The following is a 21,952-nucleotide window of genomic DNA, read 5'->3' on the forward strand; positions in this document are numbered from 1 at the left end:
CAAATTATAATTGGGACGATGTACTCAGACTTGCTCGCGAACCTCAATCCAGAACAGCGCGAGGCAGTAACCCTCCCGCCCGTCAATGAAAATGGTCAAGCCCAATCCGCCATGATCCTCGCTGGGGCAGGCAGCGGCAAGACACGCGTCCTCACTACCCGTATCGCTTGGCTGATCCAAACCGGACAAGTTTCCCCCATTGGAGTCTTGGCAGTGACCTTTACCAATAAGGCTGCCAAAGAGATGATGCTCCGTCTGAGCGCGATGTTGCCGATTAACACTCGGGGAATGTGGATTGGAACCTTCCATGGCCTATGTAATCGTTTATTACGAGCCCACCATAAAGAGGCGGGATTACCCTCTACTTTTCAGATCTTAGATACCCAAGATCAGTTATCGGCCATAAAGCGCCTTTTGAAGGGTTTAAAGGTTGATGATGAAAAATATCCACCCAAGCAGTTGCAATACTTTATTGCTCATGCAAAAGAGCGTGGCCAACGCGCTAAAGATTTATCGGTGGGTGATGATTTTCAGGCAAAGATGGCACAGCTCTATGCTGCCTATGATGAGCAATGTCAGCGTGAAGGTGTAGTTGATTTTGCCGAGTTATTACTTCGTAGCTATGAGCTCTTAAAGCATAGCGAGCCGATTCGGACGCACTATCAAGAGCGCTTTCGACATATCTTGATTGATGAGTTTCAAGATACCAATGCTTTGCAATATGCTTGGCTCAAATTACTTTCTGGATATGATGCTAGCCGTGTGAACGTGAGCGGTATGGGCAGTAGTTCAGTCTTTGCTGTGGGCGATGACGATCAAAGTATTTATGCTTTCCGTGGTGCTGATGTAGAAAACATGCGCCTATATGAAAAACAGTTTCATCCGATGATGGTCAAGCTAGAGCAGAACTATCGCTCACATGGTCATATTCTGGATACTGCCAATCATTTAATTGCCAATAATTCAGAGCGCTTAGGAAAAAATTTACGCACGGATGCTGGCCATGGAGAGCCAGTGCGTATTTATGATGCGCCCAGTGATCATGCGGAAGCGGCATGGCTGGTCGATGAAATTAAAGCCTTAGTTAATAGCGGCATTAAGCGGACAGAAATTGCTTTGTTGTATCGAAGTAATGCTCAGTCACGCATTATTGAGCACGCTTTATTCTCTGCCGCTATTCCATATCGCGTATATGGCGGCTTACGATTCTTCGAACGTGCAGAAATCAAACATGCTCTTGCCTATATGCGTTTACTTGAAAATCCAAACGATGACACCTCATTCTCGCGGGTGGTTAATTTTCCGACGCGGGGTATTGGGGCTAGATCAATCGAGGCTTTGCAAGATGCGGCCCGTAGTCAACAATGCTCTCTCTATTTGGCCGCCTCTTCATTAGAAGGTAAGGCGGGTGCGTCACTGGGAGGATTCGTGCGGCTAGTGGATCACATGCGTGAAGCTACTCGTCACAATACTCTGCCTGAAGCAGTTGAGTTTGTCATACAGCATAGCGGTTTGATACAGCATTATTTGACAGAGCGCGAGGGTCAAGACCGTGTTGAAAACTTGCAAGAATTAATCAATGCTGCGACTGCATTTATTGCTGAAGAGGGTTATGGTCAAGATGCCGCAGCAGCGATGTTGCCCGGTGAAAATGCTCCAGGGATCGTTGAGGTTTCTCCCCTAGCCGCTTTCTTATCCCACGCCTCTTTAGAAGCTGGCGATAACCAAGCCCAAGCTGGGCAGGACGCTGTGCAGTTGATGACAGTGCATTCAGCAAAGGGTTTAGAGTTCATCTCCGTCTTTATTACTGGTCTAGAGGAGGGATTGTTTCCTCACGAGAATAGTGTGAATGAGCAAAATGGTTTAGAGGAAGAGCGCCGTCTGATGTATGTAGCCATTACTCGCGCCAAAGAGCGCCTATATCTTTCGCATACTCAGTCACGAATGTTGCATGGACAGGTGCGCTACAACATGCCCTCTCGTTTCTTAGAAGAATTGCCTGAAGAATCTTTGAAGTGGTTAACGCCCAAGGCAAAAGATGCACGCTGGGGCGGTCAATCTAGATCAGGTAATACCTGGCAAGATGGCTACACCCGCCAGCGTGAATATGAGTCAAATGATTTTTTTGATTCTGGTAGCGAGCGCTCAAGACCTACTAAGCGAATTGGTTCGGCATCAACTGAGGTCAGAAGAATGGCCGCGCCGCCACGCGGAGAATACCCCTTCACCATTGGTCAAAATGTATTTCATACTAAGTTTGGTGAAGGCAAGGTTACTGGCTTAGAAGGCCAAGATGCCGATGCAAGAGCCCAAGTCAGTTTTAAGCGTCACGGTATCAAATGGTTACAACTGAGCATTGCTAAGTTAGCAGCGATCGACTAAGTCCATCCCCATTTAGACGGGCAGCACTTCATCGTCCGTAAAGCAGGCTTTCCAGGTGGCAAAGAAAGAGCAATACATGACAGTTAAACCTGCCATCGAGATGGGAGCGACGATGTAGGTGGCAACTTGACCTAAATTAATAGCATCAAATACCATGCCAATCGTCAGGGGAATAGCAATCAGAATGGCACCCCAAATCGCTAAATATAAAAAGAACGCACCGCGGTTAGTCCAACAAGCTAAACAACTAGAAAATAGTGCTTGAGCAACAGACATGTCTGCCCATGCAATCAATGCCGGTGAGAACCACATTAGCATGCCAATTGGGATATATAAAAGGCCGCCAAAAAATAGTACTAAGTAAATTTGTCTGAGCGCTTCAGGACTCATCGCTTTATCACTCGTGAGTAATGGTACTAATAGCTCAAAATCAACTGCTAGGCTCAAGATAAAGCTCAGTAATAAGATTAGGGTGGCATATACCAAACCCAACTGCAAGATCCGTTTACGAATGATGGGAGTTGATTGCAATGCAACTACATATACCGTAGGGCGGATACGTTCTTTTAAAATCGCTTGGCGGCAAGCAGTTAAAAATCCAACCGATAAAGCGGGTGTCAAAATCAAAACAGCGAATACGCCAATCACGGGCACGATGACAGCCAGTTGAGCTGCAAACACGTACATAAAGACCAACATCAAAAACCCCAAAGGATTTTGTTTGAAGAGCCAGGTTCCCTGGCGAATCCAGGTGTAACCCTCTTTGGGAGTAACGGTATTTAGTTTCATAAGGAATGACGACTTAAAAGAATGTGTTCAAAGTGCTTGGGATTATGGGGTGTCAACATTTGTGCATCACGTGGTAAATAAAAATCCCATAAGCGCGAAATCCAGAAGCGAAGAGCTGCAGCACGAAGCATCATAGGCCAACTCTCTTTTTCATTTTCAGTCAGCGGGCGAATCAATTGATAAGACCCCAGTAGTGCATCTAAACAGTCAGTATCTAAGTCCTGCTGATTTTCAGCAAGGCACCAATCATTGGCGGTTACTGCTAAATCAAAAAGCCACTTATCGGTTCCGGCAAAATAAAAATCAAAGAAGCCCCCTAATTGGTCATGATGTATTGCTGTTGGGTTTTGGGGATCAAAAAGGACATTATCCCTGAATAAATCACAATGGCTGGCACCTTGAGGAAGGGAGGCATACTGATCGGACTGAAAAAATTGTTCTTGGCTTTCAAGTTCGCCGGTAAGCAATTCTTTCTGGCTTGTATTTAAGTGGGGCAGAACTAAGGGAACGGTTTCTTGCCACCATGCCAGACTACGAAGATTTGGCTGGACCTGAGCAAAATCTTTTCCTGCCAAATGCATTTTGGCCAGCATCTCACCTACGAGTTTGCAATGGTGGGCATCAGGCAGCAAACGTGATGAGCCCGGTAACTTGGTGACGATAGCTGCTGGCTTACCCTTTAAAGAAAATAAAATCTGACCCTGCGTATTTTCAACAGGCTTAGGGACTGGAATACCTTTATTGGCTAAATGCCTCATCAACTCCAAATAGTAGGGCAGTTGTGCTGCTGAGAGACGCTCAAAAATAGTAAGAACATATTCTTGTTTTCTGCCGTCAAGAATAGTGTCTAGAAAAAAATTGGAATTCTCAATACCACCATGAATACCGCGTACCTCAATTGCTTGCCCGATCTTGAAGTTTTGAGAGATCCAGTCGGAGATGTCGTCCAGTTCGATCGGAGTAAATACGGCCATAAATGACTAAGGTACTTTCAGGACTAAAAGGGGATACTGATGCTAGGCACGCTTATTAGATCAGTTTCTCTGGGAACGCCAGGCATTACTGAAGTAGGTGGTGCCATTTCATAACTTGTGTAAGGCGTTTTGACATCTACCTGTTTTGGGGCATTCGCATCTTTATATTCGGTAATTTCTGTACCGTTACGGGCTTTATATTGGTAACTTGGCTGGCGGGTTTCCGGGGTATTTACTGCGCCAGAGGGGCTAACCTTAGGCGATAGGGGTTGGTTATTGATCAGATTGAGCTCGGCTGGACTGAGCGCTTGGCTGTTATTCTGAGCTTGAGCAAGATTAGTCCCAAATAGCCCCAAAAAGACTAAGAGGCTCATCGGAGCAAGGTTTTGGCTGAAAGAATGGCCAATTAAATTAGTAAGAGCATGCATCATTTTTCACCTTTTTAAGCCTACTGATGGGTGGTTCCTTAACCAACCTGTAGGCAATTTACAACTAGATTGTACGATTGCGGTATGACTAAACATAGACTCTTGTTGGTAGACGGCTCAAGCTACCTCTATCGCGCCTTCCATGCGATGCCAGACCTCAGAAATGGGGCTGGAGACCCGACTGGCGCCATTTATGGGATGGTCAATATGATGCGTCGGGCCCGCTCTGAGATTCAGGCTGACCATATTGCCTGCGTTTTTGATGCCAAGGGCAAGACTTTTCGCGATGAAATGTACTCTGAGTACAAAGCACATCGCTCCCCAATGCCTGAAGATTTGGTGAAGCAAATTGAGCCGATTCATGCCATGGTGAAGGCGATGGGTTGGCCCGTATTAATGGTTTCCGGTGTTGAAGCGGATGACGTGATTGCTACTTTAGCTTATCAAGCTACTGAGGTTGGTTGGGACACCATCATCTCAACCGGTGATAAAGATTTAGCGCAATTGGTCAATTCATCTGTCACATTAATTAATACGATGACCAATGAAAAGTTGGATATTAATGGTGTCATCGAAAAATTTGGCGTACCACCAAAATTAATCGTGGACTATCTGTCCATCATCGGCGATACAGTTGATAACGTTCCCGGCGTTCCTAAAGCAGGTCCCAAAACTGCTAATAAATGGTTGGCCGAATTTGGAGATCTTGATAACTTGATGGCGAATGCTGACCAAGTTAAAGGAGTGGTTGGAGAAAACTTACGCGCCTCTTTGGAGTGGTTGCCGCAAGCACGTCAACTGATCACTGTTAAAACGGATTGTGATTTATCGTCCTATCTACCGGGTTTGGATGATTTACATGCCAAGTCAGAAGATGCACAGTTGCTACGAGATTTGTTTGAGCGTTACGCATTTAAATCATGGCTACGAGATGTCGAAAAACGCCTGGAAAGTACAGAAAATAAGGCTGTAGAGCTAGAGGGACAGTTTGATCTAGCGGGCTCTCCAATCGCCAGTAGCGGCCCTACAGAGGTAGAAACTGCAGATCAAAAAGTGCGCATGATTGCATCGGCGCCTACTAAAGTTTTATCTCAAGACACAACTGATTTACAAGATGCCATTGAACGCCAATATGAGTGTGTGGTCGATGAAGTGGGTTTAGAGAAATGGTTACAAAAGATTGAATCTGCAGCACTAACTGCTGTAGACACTGAGACAACCAGCTTAGATGCTTTAGCGGCTGAGTTGGTAGGAATTTCTTTATCAGTTCATTCTGGCCAAGCTTGTTACATTCCAGTAGCGCATCGTAATGGCGAGACACAATTGAATCGAGACTACGTACTGTCTCGTATGAAGTCATGGTTAGAGAGTGCTAGTCACTTGAAAGTGGGCCAACACTTAAAGTATGACGTGCATATTTTTGCAAACTATGGCATCACACTTCAGGGTGTCGCGTTTGATACTTTGCTTGAATCGTATGTGCTCGAGTCACATATGCCACATAATATGGATAGCTTGGCTGAGCGCCACCTTGGCTTAAAAACAATTCGCTATGAAGAGGTTTGCGGAAAGGGTGTTCATCAAATTGGCTTTGATCAGGTAGACCTTCAGGTGGCAACAAACTATGCCGCCGAGGACGCAGACATTACTCTGCGTTTACATAATGAGTTGTGGCCGCAAATACAAGAAAACCCTGGCTTGCTCTATGTATATGAGCAGATTGAAATGCCAGCCATGCGGGTATTGGGCATCATGGAGCGCAATGGTATTCGAATTAACTCTGCTTTATTGGCTAAGCAAGGCCAGCAAGTGGGCAAGCGCTTATTGGAGTTGGAGCTTGAGATTCATCAATTAGCAGGTCAGCCCTTCAATATTCAATCACCCAAACAAATTGCTGAAATTTTATTTGGCCAGTTAGAACTGCCCGTCATTAAAAAGACACCTTCGGGCGCACCCTCTACTGATGAAGAGGTCTTACAAAAGCTGGCAGAAGACTATCCCTTGCCAGCGCGTATCTTAGATTACCGTAGCTTAGCAAAGCTGATGTCGACCTATATTGAAAAACTACCTCGGATGGCTGATCCAAAGACGGGGCGCGTTCATACGAATTTTTCTCAAGCAACTGCAGTCACAGGGCGCTTAGCTTCTAGCGATCCTAATTTGCAAAACATTCCAGTGCGCACTGAAGAGGGTCGTCGAATTCGTGAGGCATTTATTCCTGCGGATGGTTGTAAGCTCCTTTCTGCTGACTACTCACAAATTGAGTTGCGTATCATGGCGCATATTGCTGAAGATGAAAACTTGCTAGAAGCGTTTAGAACCGGTAAGGATGTGCATCAAGCAACGGCCGCTGAAATTTTTGGCATCCCCTTAGATGATGTGAGCTCTGAGCAAAGACGCTATGCCAAGGTAATTAACTTTGGACTGATCTATGGCATGAGTGCTTTTGGTCTAGCAGGCAATTTAGGAATTGAGCGCTCTGCTGCACAAAGCTATATTGCCAAGTACTTCGATCGCTATCCAGGTGTCGCACAGTATATGGAACGAACCCGCTTAGAGGCACGAGAAAACGGCTATGTTGAAACGGTATTCGGTAGGCGTCTTTGGCTGCCTGAGATCAAGGGCTCTAACGGCCCACGCCGCCAGGGCGCAGAGCGAGCTGCTATTAATGCTCCGATGCAAGGAACGGCAGCTGATTTAATCAAATTGGCGATGATTGCTGCTCAGAATTGGCTTGAACAGGAGCAGTTAAAGACGAAAATGCTATTACAAGTTCATGATGAATTGGTGTTTGATGTGCCATTCGATGAACTGGAGATTTTGCAAGCGACATTGCCGGATTTAATGTGCAATGTAACTGTACTGAAGGTGCCTTTGGTGGTTAGTATTGGCATTGGCGATAATTGGGAAGAAGCTCATTAAGAGGGAGAAAAAATGAAGAATCAAAGAAGAACGTTTATGAAAGCATCCGCTATTGGCGCAACTGGAATCGGAATCGGATTTGTAGCTGCTTCTGAGCCTGTGATGGCAGCTGTCATTGAGACCGATTTCAAGGGTATTAAAGCAGGCGAGCAAATGATCCCAGTGGGTAGTTTTCAGATGCCTGCTTATGTTTCTCGTCCCGAGAATGCTAAGGGAACACTACCAATCATCATTGTTGTAAGTGAAATTTTTGGTGTTCATGAACACATTGCTGATATCACAAGACGTTTTGCCAAACTTGGCTATCTTGCGATTGCGCCCGAAAAATTTATTCGTGCTGGTGATCCCAATTCTTATGGAACAGTGGCAGAGATTCAAAAAAATATTGTGGCTAAAACACCGGATGCACAAGTGCTGATTGATTTACAGGCTACTTTGGTATGGGCCGGTAAAAATGGTGGCGACCTGAAAAGAGTTGGCGTAACAGGCTTCTGTTGGGGTGGCCGCATTACTTGGCTTGCCGCTACCTTGCCGCAAGTGCGCTCAGGCGTTGCTTGGTATGGCCGTTTAATTGGCGATAAGACAGAAGGCAACCCTCGTCACCCAGTAGATATTGCTGCTGACTTAAAGGCTCCAGTACTTGGTTTGTATGGCGGCGCTGATACGGGCATCACTTTAGAGAGCGTGGAACAAATGCGTGCTGCTTTGGCGCAAGCCGCACCTAAAAATCCTGCTGCCAAAGCATCGATGATTGAGGTGTATCCCGATGCACCACATGCTTTTCATGCCGACTATCGCCCTAGCTATCGTGTAAGTCCTGCAAAAGACGGTTGGGAAAAGTGTATTGCTTGGTTTAAGAAAACAGGGGTGGCATAAGTCCTATGTCTGTTTTACAAACTATTATCTTGGTCACCGCGCTAGCTGGTGCAGCTAGCGTTTTAGTTGCGGCGAGTTTCTCGGTCGCTTTACTTTCCAAGATGGTAAACAATATGGTGAGTTTGTCGGTAGGTATTTTATTGGCCACCGCCTTACTCCATTCACTGCCTGAGGCATTTAGCATGGAGGGCACAAACCCTCAACTCTTGTTTGCTACCTTGCTGGCAGGCTTACTAGGATTTTTCTTGCTTGAGAAAATTGCCCTTCTTCGCCATGACCACCATCATGAAGGAGATGGGCACCATCACCATCACGGCCATGATGCAGAAAATGCTGGACGCAGTGGGTGGATGATCTTAGTAGGGGATGGCATTCATAATTTTGTTGATGGGATTTTGATTGCCGCTGCATTTATGGCTGACTATCAAGTAGGCATCTTTACTGCAATTGCCATCATTGCACATGAGATCCCACAAGAGATCGGCGATTTTATTGTATTGCTCAATGCGGGCTTTTCTAGAGCGCGAGCCCTGCTATATAACTTTATTTGTGGTTTATCTGCTGTAGCTGGCGGCGTGTTGGCGTTCTTCTTTTTAGAAAAAGCCCATGCAGCAATGCCCTATCTGCTAGTGATTGCGGCAAGTAGTTTTATTTATATTGCGGTGAGTGATTTAATTCCGCAGATGCATAGACGCCCACATTGGGCAGAATCTTTGCGTCAAACAATGTTGATCGCCTGTGGCGTCGGATTGGTCATTCTGCTATCTTTGTTGCATTGAGTTTCTGCAGCGACTACTCAGAGCTCTATGGGCCGATCAGGATTGGCACACCACTCACTCCAGCTTCCCGCATATAAACGAGAACCCTTTAGGCCGGCAACTTCCATCGCTAGAAGGTTATGACAGGCTGTGACACCAGAGCCACATGAATGAATGACTTCAGAGGCCTTGGAGGATCCTAGCAACCCTAAAAAATCTTTATACAGATTCTCTGGAGATTTAAATGCCGTTGCAGATAAGTTGCCTTTGAAAAAATGATTGATCGCACCAGGGATATGACCTCCCACAGGATCTAGCGTTTCATTCTGACCATGGTAACGATCGCTTGATCTCGCATCGATGACGATATTTTTCTTTGATTGCAAATTACTCACCATTTCATCTACCAGAACCAAGCCAAAATACGGCATGGGCGCTATAGGCTGATTTGCAGGAGTGGGTTTTCGGGGAACCGTACCCATCGGTCCGTTCCAGGCATCTAAACCACCATCAAGAACGCGAACATTAGCGTGACCTGTAGCTTTGAGCATCCACCATAAGCGGCTGGCATAGACTGATCCCTGTTTGTCATACGCAACTACAAGAGTATTTGGGTTGATGCCTAAACGGGTTTTAGTTTGAGCCCAAGCTTCAGGGCTTGGCAATGGGTGTCGGCCGTTAGTGCCATTCGTAGGACCAGATAAATCGTGATCCAGATCGACATAGATCGCGCCCAACATATGATTTTCTTCGTAGGCTTTTCTGCCAGCCTGGGGATCAGCTAAGTCAAAGCGGCAGTCACATAACAATACATTCTCGCCACTATTGATGATTTCTTCTAACTGGTTTGCGGTAATTAGAGGAGTCATAAATCTTCCTAATTGGACAAAGTGAAAGGGTCTTATTTATAGCAATATCCTAATGATTCCATTATGCGCCATGGAAGTTCATGACGCGACGGTACCATTCGTGAAAATGTTGCATACCATCCTCCATAGGGCTTTGATATGGCCCTACTTCGTTAATGCCGCGGGCTAGGAGTGCGGCTCGCCCAGCATCCATGCGTTCTGCAATTTCATCATCTTCAATACAAGTTTCCATATAGGCGGCACGTTCGGCCTGAACAAACTCACGTTCAAATAAGGCAATCTCTTCGGGGTAGTAAAACTCGACAATATTGCGGGTCTTATTTGGACCTAGCGGATAAAGAGTAGAAATGCATAGGACGCCTGGATACCACTCCACCATCACATTGGGGTAGTAGGTCAACCAAATAGCGCCGTGTCTTGGAGTCATGCCTTTGTGATGCCGAAGAACTGCTTCATGCCATTTGCTATAAGTGGCAGAACCAGGAGTTTCTAAGTTCTTATGGATACCCACTGTTTGTACGCTGTGCCAGTCACCGAATTCCCAATGCAAATCTTCGCAGGAAACAAACTTTCCTAAACCAGGATGAAAAGGAACAACATGGTAATCCTCAAGGTAAACCTCGATAAACGTTTTCCAGTTGTAATTGCAATCATGTACTTCGACATGATCAAGAAGATAACCATCAAACTTCAGATCTTCTGCTACCCCTAGATTGGCTAAATCAGTACGCACATCACGAGGACCCTCAAATAAAAGCCCTTGCCAATTTTGTAAAGGAGATTTGCCTAAATTCAGACAAGGTTTATCTTCAAAGTGAGGTGCCCCCAATAAATTACCGCCTAAGTCATATGTCCAGCGATGGAGTGGACACACAATATTGTTAGCAATCCCCCGTCCATTGAGCATGAGTGCTTGGCGATGACGGCAAACATTAGAAAGTAGTTCAACACCGGATTCATTGCGAACGAGAATGCGACCCTCATTTTCTGAGCTCAAGGTTTGATAGGAGCCCATTTCTGGGACCATGAGTTCGTGGCCGACATAGCCAGGCCCCTGCTTGAAAAGCAGTTCAATTTCTTGCTGATATAGATCAGCGTCAAAATATGCCGAAACCGGCAGTTGTAAATTGGACGGCGCAAGCTGCTGCGCGGTAGCCAGATTAGTCATTCTCCCCACCCCCGAAAACGTCAGCCGAAGCTAAGCGGAATAACCAATCCAACCATCGACGGATCGATATTGGAAAGGAAGGGAAGGATTATACCCATTAGGATGTCGTCTACCTTTAATATATAGGGTAAACCGTGTGGGAAATACCAAGGAAATCGCATATGCCAGCTAAAAAGTCTGAAAACCAAAAACCAGGTCTTGAGGTTCAGATTGATCCTGATTTGCGTTACGAGCAAGCAGTCAAAGAGCTAGAAAAGCTCATTTCTGACATGGAGTCTGGAAAATTTTCCTTGGAAGAGACACTCCTTGCCTACCAACGTGGCGCAGCTTTGTTAAAACATTGCCAAGGCGTACTTGCGCAAGTAGAGCAACAAGTGAGAGTTTTTGAAGCTTAATGAATTCAGTTGATCAATTTCAGGAGTGGGTAGCTTCCCACTCTAAGCGGACTGAAGCAGCTTTAGATCAGTTGCTCGATTCTGCACAAACCAATCCAGCGCGCTTACATGAGGCGATGCGTTATGCGGCTCAAGGTGGTGGAAAACGTATTCGACCTTTATTGGTTTATGCCGCTGGTCAATTAGGCGATACAGAAAATCAGCAAAAAGAAACTGCCTTAGATGCTGCTGCGGTTGCTATCGAGTGCATCCATGCCTATTCATTAGTTCACGATGATTTGCCTTGTATGGATGATGATGATTTACGTCGTGGTCGTCCTACTGTTCATAAAGCATTTGATGAGGCCACTGCTCTCTTGGTCGGAGATGCCCTTCAGACCCGTGCCTTTGAAATCTTAGCAAATGCTCAGTGTGGTGTGGATGTCCGCCTATTGATGATTAGTGCATTGGCTGCTGCGTCAGGCTCACGTGGTATGGCTGGTGGCCAGGCAATCGATTTGGAAAGTGTCGGTAAAAAACTGGATTTAGCTGGTTTGAAACAAATGCATGCAATGAAGACTGGTGCATTGCTGTCATGCGCCGTCGAGTTAGGCGGTATTGCTGCTGGGCTTAATCCAATCCAAATGGCGCATCTTCAAGATTATTCTCAAGCCTTGGGTTTAGCATTTCAGATCGTTGATGACGTATTGGATGCCACAGCGGATAGTCAAACCCTTGGAAAAACAGCAGGGAAAGACGCTATCAATGATAAGCCGACCTATGTGACCTTGATGGGTTTAGACTATGCACAGAAAACAGCTAAAGAATTCCAAGAAACTGCCATTAAAAGCTTAGATAGCTTTGGTGGTCATGCTCAAGCCCTAAAAGATTTAGCCTTTTTAGTTGTGAATAGAGGTAAGTAAGTAGATATTGATTTAATGAAATGACTTTAACTTCCATCAACTCCCCTGCCGATTTAAGAAAACTCTCCCGTGAAGAGCTTCCTCCTCTGGCGGATGAGTTGCGTCAATTTGTTTTGGATTCCGTATCCAAAACGGGGGGTCATCTTTCCTCTAATCTAGGTACTGTGGAGCTGGCCATTGCTCTGCATTACGTCTTTGATACTCCTGAAGATCGCATTGTGTGGGATGTCGGCCACCAAAGCTACCCCCACAAAATTTTGACGGGACGACGCGAACGCATGGGTACTTTGCGTCAGTTCCAAGGCATCTCTGGTTTTCCGCATCGAGCTGAAAGTGAATTTGATGCCTTCGGTACAGGGCATTCATCTACCAGTATTTCTGCTGCAATGGGAATGGCGCGTGCATTTCAAACAAAGGGTGAACGCCACGTTGCAGTAGCAGTGATGGGTGATAGCGCGATGACCGGTGGCATGGCATTTGAAGCGATGAACAATGCTGGCGTTTATGACGATATACCCTTAGTGGTGATTTTGAATGACAACGACATGTCAATTTCTCCTGCGGTGGGTGCGCTCAATCGTCATCTTGCAAGACTACTGAGTGGCAATATTTATTCAGCTACCAAGAAAGGCATTGATAGTGTTTTATCAATAGCGCCCCCTTTACGTGAATTTGCTAAACGCCTTGAAGATCATGCTAAGGGTATGGTCTCGCCGTCAACGATTTTTCAAGAGTTTGGCTTTAATTACTTTGGGCCGATTGATGGGCATGATTTAGACGCCCTGATACCGATGCTACAAAACGTCCGCCGCTTAGCCCTTGAGGGTGGTGGCCCACAGTTCTTACATGTGGTTACACGCAAAGGTCAAGGCTATGAGTTGGCTGAAGCGGACCCGGTTCTATACCACGGCCCTAGTAAGTTCAACCCCGAAGAAGGTGTTAAGAAACCTGCTGCTAGCAAGAAAACCTTTACGCAAGTATTTGGTGAGTGGCTATGCGATATGGCACATGCCGATCCATTGTTGATTGGCATTACGCCTGCAATGCGTGAAGGTTCAGGCTTAGTCGATTTTGAGAAACAGTTTCCAAAGCGCTATTACGACGTTGGTATTGCTGAGCAACATGCTGTCACTTTTGCTGCTGGTATGGCATGCGAAGGAATGAAGCCAGTAGTAGCGATTTATTCTACTTTCTTGCAACGTGCTTACGATCAATTAATTCACGATGTCGCAATCCAAGACTTACCAGTGCTTTTTGCATTAGATCGAGCTGGACTTGTGGGTGCGGATGGCGCAACCCATGCAGGTGCCTATGACATTCCATTCTTACGATGCATTCCGAATATGTTGGTTATGACGCCTGCAGATGAAGCAGAATGTCGCGACTTGCTTACCACTGCTTATCATCAACCCCATCCTAGCGCAGTGCGCTACCCACGGGGCTCAGGGGTTGGCACAATTCCATCGAAAGAATTACGGACCCTGCCATTAGGTAAGGGCGAGATTCGTCGTAAATCAAATGCAGATTCCGGAAATCGAGTGGCTATCTTTGCTTTTGGAACTTTGCTTTATACGGCCCTAGAAGTTGCAGAGGGTATTGATGCTACTGTGGCGAATATGCGGTTTGTAAAACCATTAGATGTCGATCTGATTCAATCTTTAGCTGCAGATCATGATTATTTGGTGACGATTGAAGATGGCGCCATTGCTGGCGGTGCTGGAAGCGCTTGCTTGGAAGTGCTCTCTCAATTAGGCATCAATAAACCCCTCTTGCAGTTAGGTTTACCTGACCAGTTCATTGAGCATGGCGACTATAACTTGCTCATGACCAAGTGCGGCCTTGATGTAGGGGGTGTTTTCAATTCCATCAAACAACGTTTTCCAGCACTATTAGCAATAAATTCAGTACTTGTAGGCAAATAAGCGCGTTTTGCTTGAAAATAGACTTATGAATGACATGAACCCCGCCTTTCTGAAAGCCAGCGCAATGCCTGACGTGCAATCCAGTTTGGATGAGCGTGCATTGCCTATTGAGAAGGTGGGTATACGCGGCGTGCGTCATCCCCTCATCATTCGCAGTCAGACTGGCGACTTCCCATCAGTAGGTCAGTTTGAGATGGATGTCGCATTGCCAGCCCATGTGAAAGGCACACATATGTCACGTTTTATGGCGCTCTTGCAAAAGCAAGATAAGCCTGTCGACAGCACAACTGTGGTTCGAATGGTTAGTGCAATGCTGCCATTGTTAGATGCCAAAGAAGGTCATTTGCAGTTTGCTTATACACACTTTGTCAAAAAGGCAGCGCCAGTATCTGGTGTCGAGAGTTTGATGGATTACGAAGTCACTTGGATGGCAACTGCAAAACAAAATACTGCGGGCAAGCTTGATATTGAATTAGGTTTGCGTGCTCAAGTGCCAGTCATGAGTTTGTGCCCTTGCTCTAAAGAAATCTCAGAATTTGGTGCTCATAATCAACGCTCACATGTCACTATGACTGTAGTGCTCGATTCAAACGCCAAAATGACTGTAGAAGATCTAGTTGATATTGCAGAGAGCGAAGCATCTAGCGAGTTATGGGGATTATTAAAGCGCCCTGATGAAAAATGGGTTACTGAACATTCCTATAGCAATCCCAAGTTTGTAGAAGACTTAGTGCGTGATGTAGCTGGGCAACTGAAAGCAGATGAGCGAATTCGCTCTTTAGTGGTTGAAGCAGAGAACTTTGAGTCCATCCATAACCACAGTGCGTTTGCCCGTATTAGCCTGGTTAAATAAGGGCAGCAGCCCAACTACCTTAAATTGTTACTTGCCAAATCCCAGCGGGGTTTGATATCAAAGGCTCCTGATCTTGTGGAGTCATTATTTTGAGTAAGCATCCTGAGTGCTCCGGCAAAGGCAATCATGACACCATTGTCAGTACACAGTTCTAGAGGGGGATAATGGACTGCAAAACCATTCTTTTTTGACATCTCATTTAATGCTGTACGGAGTTGTACATTAGCGCCTACTCCACCAGCTAAAACCAAATGTTTGCATCCAGTTTCTTTAAGTGCTTTTACAGCTTTACTCATCAGTACTGCCACAACCGAGTCTACAAAGCTTCTGGCCAGATCAGCATGAAATTGCGCTAGCTCAGTAGGGTCCACAATCTTTTTATCATTGAATTTTTTCACTTGATTGAGGACGGCCGTTTTTAATCCAGAAAAAGAAAAGTCTAAGTCGCCAGAATGCAGCATTGGTTTTGGTAGATCAAAAATTCCAACACGCCCTCTTTCTGCCAATTTGGAAATCGCGGCACCTCCCGGGTAATCCAATCCCAAAAGCTTGGCTGTTTTGTCAAACGCTTCGCCTGCAGCATCATCTAAGGTTTCGCCTAAAAGTTCATACTGACCAATGCCAGAGACTTTCATGAGTTGGGTATGCCCACCAGAAACCAAGAGGGCGATGAAAGGAAATTGTGGCGCGGTTTCACCTAACAAAGGGGAAAGTAGATGCCCCTCTAAATGGTGTATCCCAATTGATGGCACATGAAGACCTTGAGCTAGGGCTTTGGCAAAGGCACTTCCAACCAGTAGGGCGCCTGCCAATCCTGGTCCTTGGGTAAAGGCTACGGCGTCAATATCGGTCAATTTCAACCCAGATTGGGTTAAGGATTGTTCCAAAAGGGGCAAGACCCGGCGAATATGGTCTCGTGAGGCGAGCTCAGGTACAACACCCCCATAATCTCGGTGCATGGCGATTTGGGAGTGCAAACCCTGGCCTAAAATGCCTAAAAATGCAGGTTTGCTCTCCTCCCAGGGGTTGGTGTTGTATAAAGCCACCCCGGTCTCATCACAAGAAGTTTCTATGCCTAAAACAATCATTTTTGTACTGGGTCGTGCTAGAATCGCAATTCAGTTATTTTTTCGATATTTTTCAAGCATATACGAGTTAAACCAGTATGACTACAGTCCGCCTCCGCGAAAACGAACCATTTGAAGTGGCATTGCGCCGTTTCAAGCGCACCATTGAAAAAAATGGTCTTTTAACAGACTTGCGTGCCCGCGAGTTTTACGAGAAGCCAACGGCTGAGCGTAAGCGTAAAAAGGCTGCTGCTGCTAAACGCCATTACAAGCGTATTCGTAGCCAAATGTTGCCTAAGAAGCTTTACTAATAGAATTTAGAAGCTCTCTTCACCGAGTAGCTTTGAAGCCCGCTGACGGTGAAACGCAGCGGGTTTTTGCTTTTTAATCGCTAGAAATCACTCAACATCGAATACATCAGGACTTAGCCATGACTCTAAAAGATCAAATCACTGAAGATATGAAATCTGCCATGCGCGCAAAAGAAACTGCACGTTTGGGTGCTATTCGTCTTTTGCTGGCAGCCATTAAGCAGCGCGAAGTTGATGAACGCATTGTGGTCGATGATTCAGGCGTGATAGCGATCGTTGAAAAGATGATGAAGCAGCGTAAAGATTCCATCTCTCAGTTTGAAAAAGCAGGACGAGATGACTTGGTTGCGATTGAAGTAGGCGAGATGGCTATTCTGCAAGTGTACTTACCAGCACAGTTGTCGGATGCAGAAGTTGCAGCGGCAGTAGCAGCGGCAGTAGCGGCTACTGGTGCGAGTGGTCCTCAGGATATGGGTAAGGTGATTGGCGCCCTCAAAGCTCAGTTAGCTGGCAAGGCAGATATGGGTAAGGTTTCAGGTCTAGTAAAAGCCGCACTCGCAAAATAAGAGAACTCACCTCATACTCTTAGCCTTATGGCACTTATTCCACAATCCTTCATTGCCGATTTACTCAATCGGGTAGACATCGTTGATGTGGTTGGGCAGCACGTAAAACTAAAAAAAGCGGGCGCCAACTATCAAGGTTTATGCCCGTTTCATTCTGAGAAATCACCTTCATTTTCTGTATCACCTACCAAACAGTTTTATCACTGCTTTGGTTGCGGGGCGCATGGTTCGGCGATTAGTTTTCTGATGGAGTACTCCGGGCTAGGTTATGTCGATGCGATCGAAGACCTTGCCCGCTCTGCAGGCCTTGATGTACCTCGTGAGGAACGTACTGCAAATGATGTTGCTCGTCAGCAGCAGGCGATGGCTTTAAGTGAAGTCATGAGTGCTGCTGCAGATTGGTATCGTCAGCAACTCAAAGGAAATACTCGGGCAGTCGAGTACCTCAAGGGTAGAGGCTTAACTGGAGAAATCGCTAAGCGCTATGCCCTTGGCTACACCCCTGATGGTTGGCAGGGCTTAGAAGCAGTCTTTGGAAGTTATACCAATGATGAGATAGCTAAAACTTTGCTTGAAGGTGGTCTGTTAATTCAGGGAGAGCAGACTGACAATAGTCAGCCAGTAAAGCGTTACGATCGTTTTCGCGATCGCATTATGTTTCCTATTCGAAATCCTAAGGGCCAAACAATTGGCTTTGGTGGGCGCATCCTGGATCAAGGCGAACCGAAGTATTTAAATTCTCCAGAGACACCCTTGTTCTCAAAAGGCAATACCTTGTATGGATTGTTTGAGGCAAGACAAGCTATTCGTGCGCAAAAATATGTTTTGGTTTGCGAAGGTTATATGGATGTAGTGGCGCTTGCACAACTAGGCTTTCCGAATGCGGTAGCAACCTTAGGAACTGCCTGCACTGCAAACCATGTCCGTATGCTGTTACGACAAACAGACAAAGTCGTCTTTTCTTTTGATGGTGACTCTGCTGGTCAGCGTGCTGCACAACGGGCACTCGAGGCTTGTTTACCCTTGATGTCTGACGATAAAGAGATTCGTTTCTTATTTTTACCAAGTGAGCATGACCCAGATAGTTATGTGCGCGCCTATGGTGCCCCTGCATTTGAAAAAGTAATCAAAGAAGCAATGTTTATTTCTAGTTTCTTTTTTAAGATCGTTAGCGAAGCTCATGAGTTAACAACGCCTGAAGGTAGGGCCCATACTCATCATGCTGCTAAACCTTTACTGTTATCAATGCCACCGATCGCTCTTCGTACTCAGATATTGCGAGAGTTAGCGATTCGGACCAATACGACTCCTGCTGAGCTTGAGGCTTTTTGTGGCTTGACAGTCGCTCCTGCACCAGTGCGGCAGTCGACTTATCAGGCTGCACAAACCCGGATGCAAAATCCATTTTCCAATATGGGTAACAGACAAGGTGCGCCTTGGCAGGCTTCTAAGGGATCAGCAAAACGAGTCGCCACGCAAAGTATTGAGCCACCAAAGGCACCTACTGATTTAGCCGAGCAAATGTTGCGCGTACTAGTTCAATTTCCTCACTTAGGAAAGGCAATGGACAGCAATCAACGCGTGCTCGCTTTAAAAGCAGCGGAGCAAAGATCAGCCAAGGCCCTTGATTTAATGAAAGACCTATTAGCGCAATGCGATCAGGTTGAGCTCATTGCTGGTGAGGATGGCAAGCCTGGTGTTGTGGGGGCGGGTGCATTTGCGATGTTCCAAGATCAGTTATCTCACAGTGAAATGGCGCCGCTCTATGAGGTTCTCAGAAAACGGGTGATGGACTCTGATTTGGAATTAGATGGGGCAGTGGCAGATCTAGAAGGTGCCTTCAAAAAGCTTGAATTAACCCACCTTAAACAAGAGATGACCGAAATAGCCCAAAAAATCGCTGGAAATACCGCTGATGAGCAAGACCGCGCCCGATATCGTGAATTGGGCGAAAAACTGAAATTCTCTTAAGAATTTTCTGAAATACCCCTAGAAATTTACTTAAATTCCCCCATATTTTTAGGAAGATAGAGGGAAAAAAAGTCGTAATCGACTATAATCCTCTGTTCCCAAGAAAAAACCGATTTAATTCAGCCACTTGCGCTGTATTGTGATGAAATTTTGGGCAAGTGAACAACGGGGCTGTTATTAATCAGTCGATATCAACAACAGTAATGTGAGTAAGCGCTAATAAATGTCAAATATCAAGACCAAAAAACCAGCCAGACCAGTAAAAAGTGCTAAACCAGCGCTTAAAGCTAAAGCGAAGACTCCAGCTAAACCAGCGCCTAAAAAGGTAGCTGCTAAACCAGCACCTAAGGCGAAGGCAGTTACAAAACCAGCACCTAAAGCAAAAGCAAAGACGCCAGCTAAGTCGGCACCTAAAAAGGTAGTCGCTAAACCAGTACTCAAAGCCAAAGCAAAGACTCCAGCTAAACCAGTACTCAAAGCCAAAGCAAAGACGCCAGCTAAGCCGGTACCTAAGAGGGTAATCGCTAAACCAGCGACTAAAGCTAAAGCGAAGACGCCAGCTAAACCAGTTAAAGCTGCTGTAAAAGTTCCCGCTAAAGCAGAAACCAAAGTTGAACTTGCCAAAAAAGCTAAGGCTGCTGCATTAAAAGTAGAAGAGGTAAAAGAGCTCAAAGGTAAAAAAGCCAAGGCTGTTGATGTTGCTACTCCAGTAGTTGAAGAAGAAAAGAAGCGCGGTCGTAAAGCTAAAGCGGAAGTTCCAGCTGATGGAGCAGAGCCAGTTTTAACTGATCGTCAAAAAGCCCGTGAGCGCAAAGCAAAAGAAAAGGCGCTCTTAAAAGAATTCGCAGCCCAACAATTAGGTACTGAAGAGCAGCAAGAATTGCGCCGTGCTCGTTTGAAGACCTTGATCAAGATGGGTATGTCCAAGGGTTATTTAACCCATGGTGAAATGAATGACGTGATGTCTGATGAGTTGTCTGATGCTGATGCATTGGAGACTTTAATCAGCTTGTTGAACGATATTGGTATTACCGTTTACGAACAAGCTCCTGATGCTGAAACCCTGATCCTGTCAGATAATTCAGCCGCCGCTGCATCCGAAGAAGAAGCTGAAGAAGAAGCTGAAGCTGCCTTATCTACTGTTGACTCAGAGTTTGGCCGTACTACTGACCCAGTGCGCATGTATATGCGTGAGATGGGTACGGTAGATTTATTGACTCGTGAAGGCGAGATCGTTATTGCGAAGAAGATTGAGGCGGGCCTCAAAGACATGGTGATGGCTTTGGCCGCATGTCCAGTAACCATTGGTGAAATCTTAATTAACGTAGATAAGATTGCTAGTGGTGAAATCGAGATCGATCAATTTGTTGATGGTTTAGTTGATCCTAATGCTGAAGATATTAAGTTGGGACCAGAAGAGCCAGAAATTGATCCCGATGCTGAAGAAGGTGATGAAGAGGGTGATGATGATGGTGCTAGCAGTGCTGCTGCTGCAACGGCTAATGCCAAGCAACTTGAAGAGTTAAAGCAAATCTCCTTAGAGAAATTTGCAATCGTTCGTGCTCAATCTGACAAAATGCGTCGTGCTTTTGATAAAGATGGTTATAACTGTCCTGCCTATATCAAGGCGCAAGATGCGATTCGCGCTGAGTTGCTAGGCTTTCGCTTGACTGCTAAGAGTGTTGAAAAATTATGCGATACCATGCGCTCACAAGTAGACCAAGTTTGGAAGCTTGAGCGTGGCATGGTTAGCCTGTTGGTGGATAAGGTGGGCGTCAATCGTGGTGAAGTCTTAAAAGAATTCCTTAAGATGTCTATGAATTTGACTTGGACTGATAAGCTGCTCAAAGAGAATAAGCCATACACAGCGCTGCTCCAGCGTAATGTTCCAGCGATTCAAGAACTTCAACAGAAGCTCATTGATATTCAAAAGAATGTGGTTATTCCACTCCCAGAATTAAAAGAAGTAAACAAAAAAATGATTGCGGGCGAGAAGCGTGCTCGTGAAGCGAAACGTGAGATGACGGTAGCCAACTTACGTTTGGTTATCTCGATTGCCAAGAAATACACCAACCGTGGTTTGCAGTTCTTAGATTTAATTCAAGAAGGTAATATTGGTTTGATGAAGGCGGTCGATAAGTTTGAATACCGTCGTGGTTATAAGTTCTCCACGTATGCAACCTGGTGGATCCGTCAGGCAATCACCCGTTCTATTGCGGACCAAGCACGTACCATCCGTATTCCAGTACACATGATTGAGACCATCAACAAGATGAACCGTATTAGCCGTCAAATCTTGCAAGAAACTGGTCACGAGCCAGATGCTGCAACCTTGGCACTGAAGATGGAAATTCCTGAAGATAAGATTCGTAAGATCATGAAGATTGCTAAAGAGCCAATCTCCATGGAAACGCCCATTGGTGACGACGAAGATTCTCATCTGGGTGACTTCATCGAAGATGGCAATACTTTGGCACCGGCTGAGGCAGCATTGCATGAATCAATGCGTGATGTCGTCAAAGATGTTCTAGATTCACTCACACCACGCGAGGCAAAAGTATTGCGCATGCGCTTTGGTGTTGAGATGAGCACAGATCACACTCTTGAAGAAGTAGGAAAACAATTTGACGTTACTCGTGAGCGTATTCGTCAGATTGAAGCTAAAGCTCTGAGAAAAATGCGTCACCCAAGCCGTAGCGACAAACTCAAGACCTTCCTCGAAGAAGATTGATCCAAAGATTAAAGGGCCTATAGCTCAGTTGGTTAGAGCAGAGGACTCATAAAGTTGGATAGAGGACT

The 21,952-nt window shown here is 45.7% G+C and carries 18 protein-coding genes; 12 read left to right on the forward strand and 6 right to left on the reverse strand.

What is annotated here, in order from left to right; genetic code table 11:
• Nucleotides 1-18: 18 nt before the first annotated feature.
• Nucleotides 19-2,382 carry a UvrD-helicase domain-containing protein gene (locus ABWP14_RS05085; RefSeq protein WP_353201896.1) on the forward strand — a complete coding sequence of 788 codons (2,364 nt, stop codon included), beginning with the start codon at nt 19-21 and terminating at the stop codon, nt 2,380-2,382.
• A gap of 12 nt (nt 2,383-2,394) precedes the next feature.
• On the opposite strand, the gene ABWP14_RS05090 is transcribed toward ABWP14_RS05085, so the two are convergent.
• The 3 genes from ABWP14_RS05090 to ABWP14_RS05100 are packed head-to-tail and all read right to left on the reverse strand — an operon-like array spanning nt 2,395 to nt 4,576.
• On the reverse strand, nt 2,395-3,171 hold the full coding sequence (locus ABWP14_RS05090; protein WP_353201897.1) for a BPSS1780 family membrane protein: 777 nt from the start codon (nt 3,169-3,171) through the stop codon (nt 2,395-2,397).
• Nucleotides 3,168-4,145 carry a homoserine kinase gene (locus ABWP14_RS05095; RefSeq protein WP_353201898.1) on the reverse strand — a complete coding sequence of 326 codons (978 nt, stop codon included), beginning with the start codon at nt 4,143-4,145 and terminating at the stop codon, nt 3,168-3,170. Before ABWP14_RS05095 ends, ABWP14_RS05090 begins: the two co-directional genes overlap by 4 nt.
• Before the next feature lie 23 nt (nt 4,146-4,168).
• A complete protein-coding gene (locus ABWP14_RS05100) occupies nt 4,169-4,576 on the reverse strand; it encodes a hypothetical protein (protein WP_353201899.1) in 408 nt (135 codons plus the stop codon).
• Nucleotides 4,577-4,657: 81 nt separating this feature from the next.
• On the opposite strand from ABWP14_RS05100, the gene polA reads away from it, so the two are divergent.
• The 3 genes from polA to ABWP14_RS05115 are packed head-to-tail and all read left to right on the forward strand — an operon-like array spanning nt 4,658 to nt 9,150.
• Nucleotides 4,658-7,495, forward strand: coding sequence for a DNA polymerase I (gene polA, locus ABWP14_RS05105; protein WP_353201900.1), 2,838 nt, complete (start codon nt 4,658-4,660; stop codon nt 7,493-7,495).
• A 12-nt stretch (nt 7,496-7,507) separates the two neighbouring features.
• Nucleotides 7,508-8,371, forward strand: a complete 864-nt coding sequence (locus ABWP14_RS05110) for a dienelactone hydrolase family protein (protein ID WP_353201901.1) — start codon at nt 7,508-7,510, stop codon at nt 8,369-8,371.
• Nucleotides 8,372-8,376: 5 nt separating this feature from the next.
• Nucleotides 8,377-9,150: a ZIP family metal transporter gene (locus ABWP14_RS05115; protein WP_353201902.1), complete on the forward strand. Its 774-nt coding sequence runs from the start codon at nt 8,377-8,379 to the stop codon at nt 9,148-9,150.
• 17 nt (nt 9,151-9,167) lie between these two features.
• Here the strand turns inward: ABWP14_RS05115 and ABWP14_RS05120 are convergent, their stop codons facing one another.
• Both ABWP14_RS05120 and ABWP14_RS05125 read right to left on the reverse strand, forming a co-directional pair.
• Entirely contained in the window at nt 9,168-9,998 is an 831-nt protein-coding gene (locus tag ABWP14_RS05120) for a sulfurtransferase (protein ID WP_353201903.1), read from the reverse strand.
• A 61-nt stretch (nt 9,999-10,059) separates the two neighbouring features.
• Nucleotides 10,060-11,166, reverse strand: coding sequence for an aromatic ring-hydroxylating oxygenase subunit alpha (locus ABWP14_RS05125; protein WP_353201904.1), 1,107 nt, complete (start codon nt 11,164-11,166; stop codon nt 10,060-10,062).
• 161 nt (nt 11,167-11,327) lie between these two features.
• Between ABWP14_RS05125 and xseB the strand changes: the two genes are divergently transcribed.
• The 4 genes from xseB to folE2 are packed head-to-tail and all read left to right on the forward strand — an operon-like array spanning nt 11,328 to nt 15,238.
• Nucleotides 11,328-11,561: an exodeoxyribonuclease VII small subunit gene (gene xseB / locus ABWP14_RS05130; RefSeq protein WP_028819318.1), complete on the forward strand. Its 234-nt coding sequence runs from the start codon at nt 11,328-11,330 to the stop codon at nt 11,559-11,561.
• The gene (locus ABWP14_RS05135) at nt 11,561-12,463 is read left to right on the forward strand and encodes a polyprenyl synthetase family protein (protein WP_353201905.1); all 903 of its coding nucleotides are present in this window, start codon (nt 11,561-11,563) and stop codon (nt 12,461-12,463) included. The genes xseB and ABWP14_RS05135 overlap by 1 nt, the downstream gene beginning before the upstream one ends.
• Nucleotides 12,464-12,483: 20 nt before the next feature.
• A complete protein-coding gene (dxs, locus tag ABWP14_RS05140) occupies nt 12,484-14,385 on the forward strand; it encodes a 1-deoxy-D-xylulose-5-phosphate synthase (RefSeq protein ID WP_353201906.1) in 1,902 nt (633 codons plus the stop codon).
• Nucleotides 14,386-14,410: 25 nt separating this feature from the next.
• Nucleotides 14,411-15,238 carry a GTP cyclohydrolase FolE2 gene (folE2, locus tag ABWP14_RS05145; protein ID WP_353201907.1) on the forward strand — a complete coding sequence of 276 codons (828 nt, stop codon included), beginning with the start codon at nt 14,411-14,413 and terminating at the stop codon, nt 15,236-15,238.
• 14 nt (nt 15,239-15,252) lie between these two features.
• Here the strand turns inward: folE2 and tsaD are convergent, their stop codons facing one another.
• Nucleotides 15,253-16,326, reverse strand: a complete 1,074-nt coding sequence (gene tsaD, locus ABWP14_RS05150; protein ID WP_353201908.1) for a tRNA (adenosine(37)-N6)-threonylcarbamoyltransferase complex transferase subunit TsaD — start codon at nt 16,324-16,326, stop codon at nt 15,253-15,255.
• Nucleotides 16,327-16,403: 77 nt separating this feature from the next.
• Between tsaD and rpsU the strand changes: the two genes are divergently transcribed.
• The 4 genes from rpsU to rpoD all read left to right on the forward strand — a co-directional run bounded on the left by rpsU (nt 16,404) and on the right by rpoD (nt 21,884).
• Complete coding sequence (gene rpsU, locus ABWP14_RS05155) at nt 16,404-16,616, forward strand: 30S ribosomal protein S21 (protein ID WP_011903537.1); 213 nt, start codon at nt 16,404-16,406, stop codon at nt 16,614-16,616.
• A 119-nt stretch (nt 16,617-16,735) separates the two neighbouring features.
• Nucleotides 16,736-17,182: a GatB/YqeY domain-containing protein gene (locus ABWP14_RS05160; RefSeq protein ID WP_353201909.1), complete on the forward strand. Its 447-nt coding sequence runs from the start codon at nt 16,736-16,738 to the stop codon at nt 17,180-17,182.
• A 27-nt stretch (nt 17,183-17,209) separates the two neighbouring features.
• A complete protein-coding gene (gene dnaG, locus ABWP14_RS05165) occupies nt 17,210-19,153 on the forward strand; it encodes a DNA primase (protein ID WP_353201910.1) in 1,944 nt (647 codons plus the stop codon).
• Between the two features lie 223 nt (nt 19,154-19,376).
• Complete coding sequence (gene rpoD, locus ABWP14_RS05170; protein WP_353201911.1) at nt 19,377-21,884, forward strand: RNA polymerase sigma factor RpoD; 2,508 nt, start codon at nt 19,377-19,379, stop codon at nt 21,882-21,884.
• Nucleotides 21,885-21,952: the final 68 nt, after the last annotated feature.

The sequence above is a fragment of the Polynucleobacter sp. genome (assembly GCF_040400325.1).
GTDB lineage: Bacteria > Pseudomonadota > Gammaproteobacteria > Burkholderiales > Burkholderiaceae > Polynucleobacter.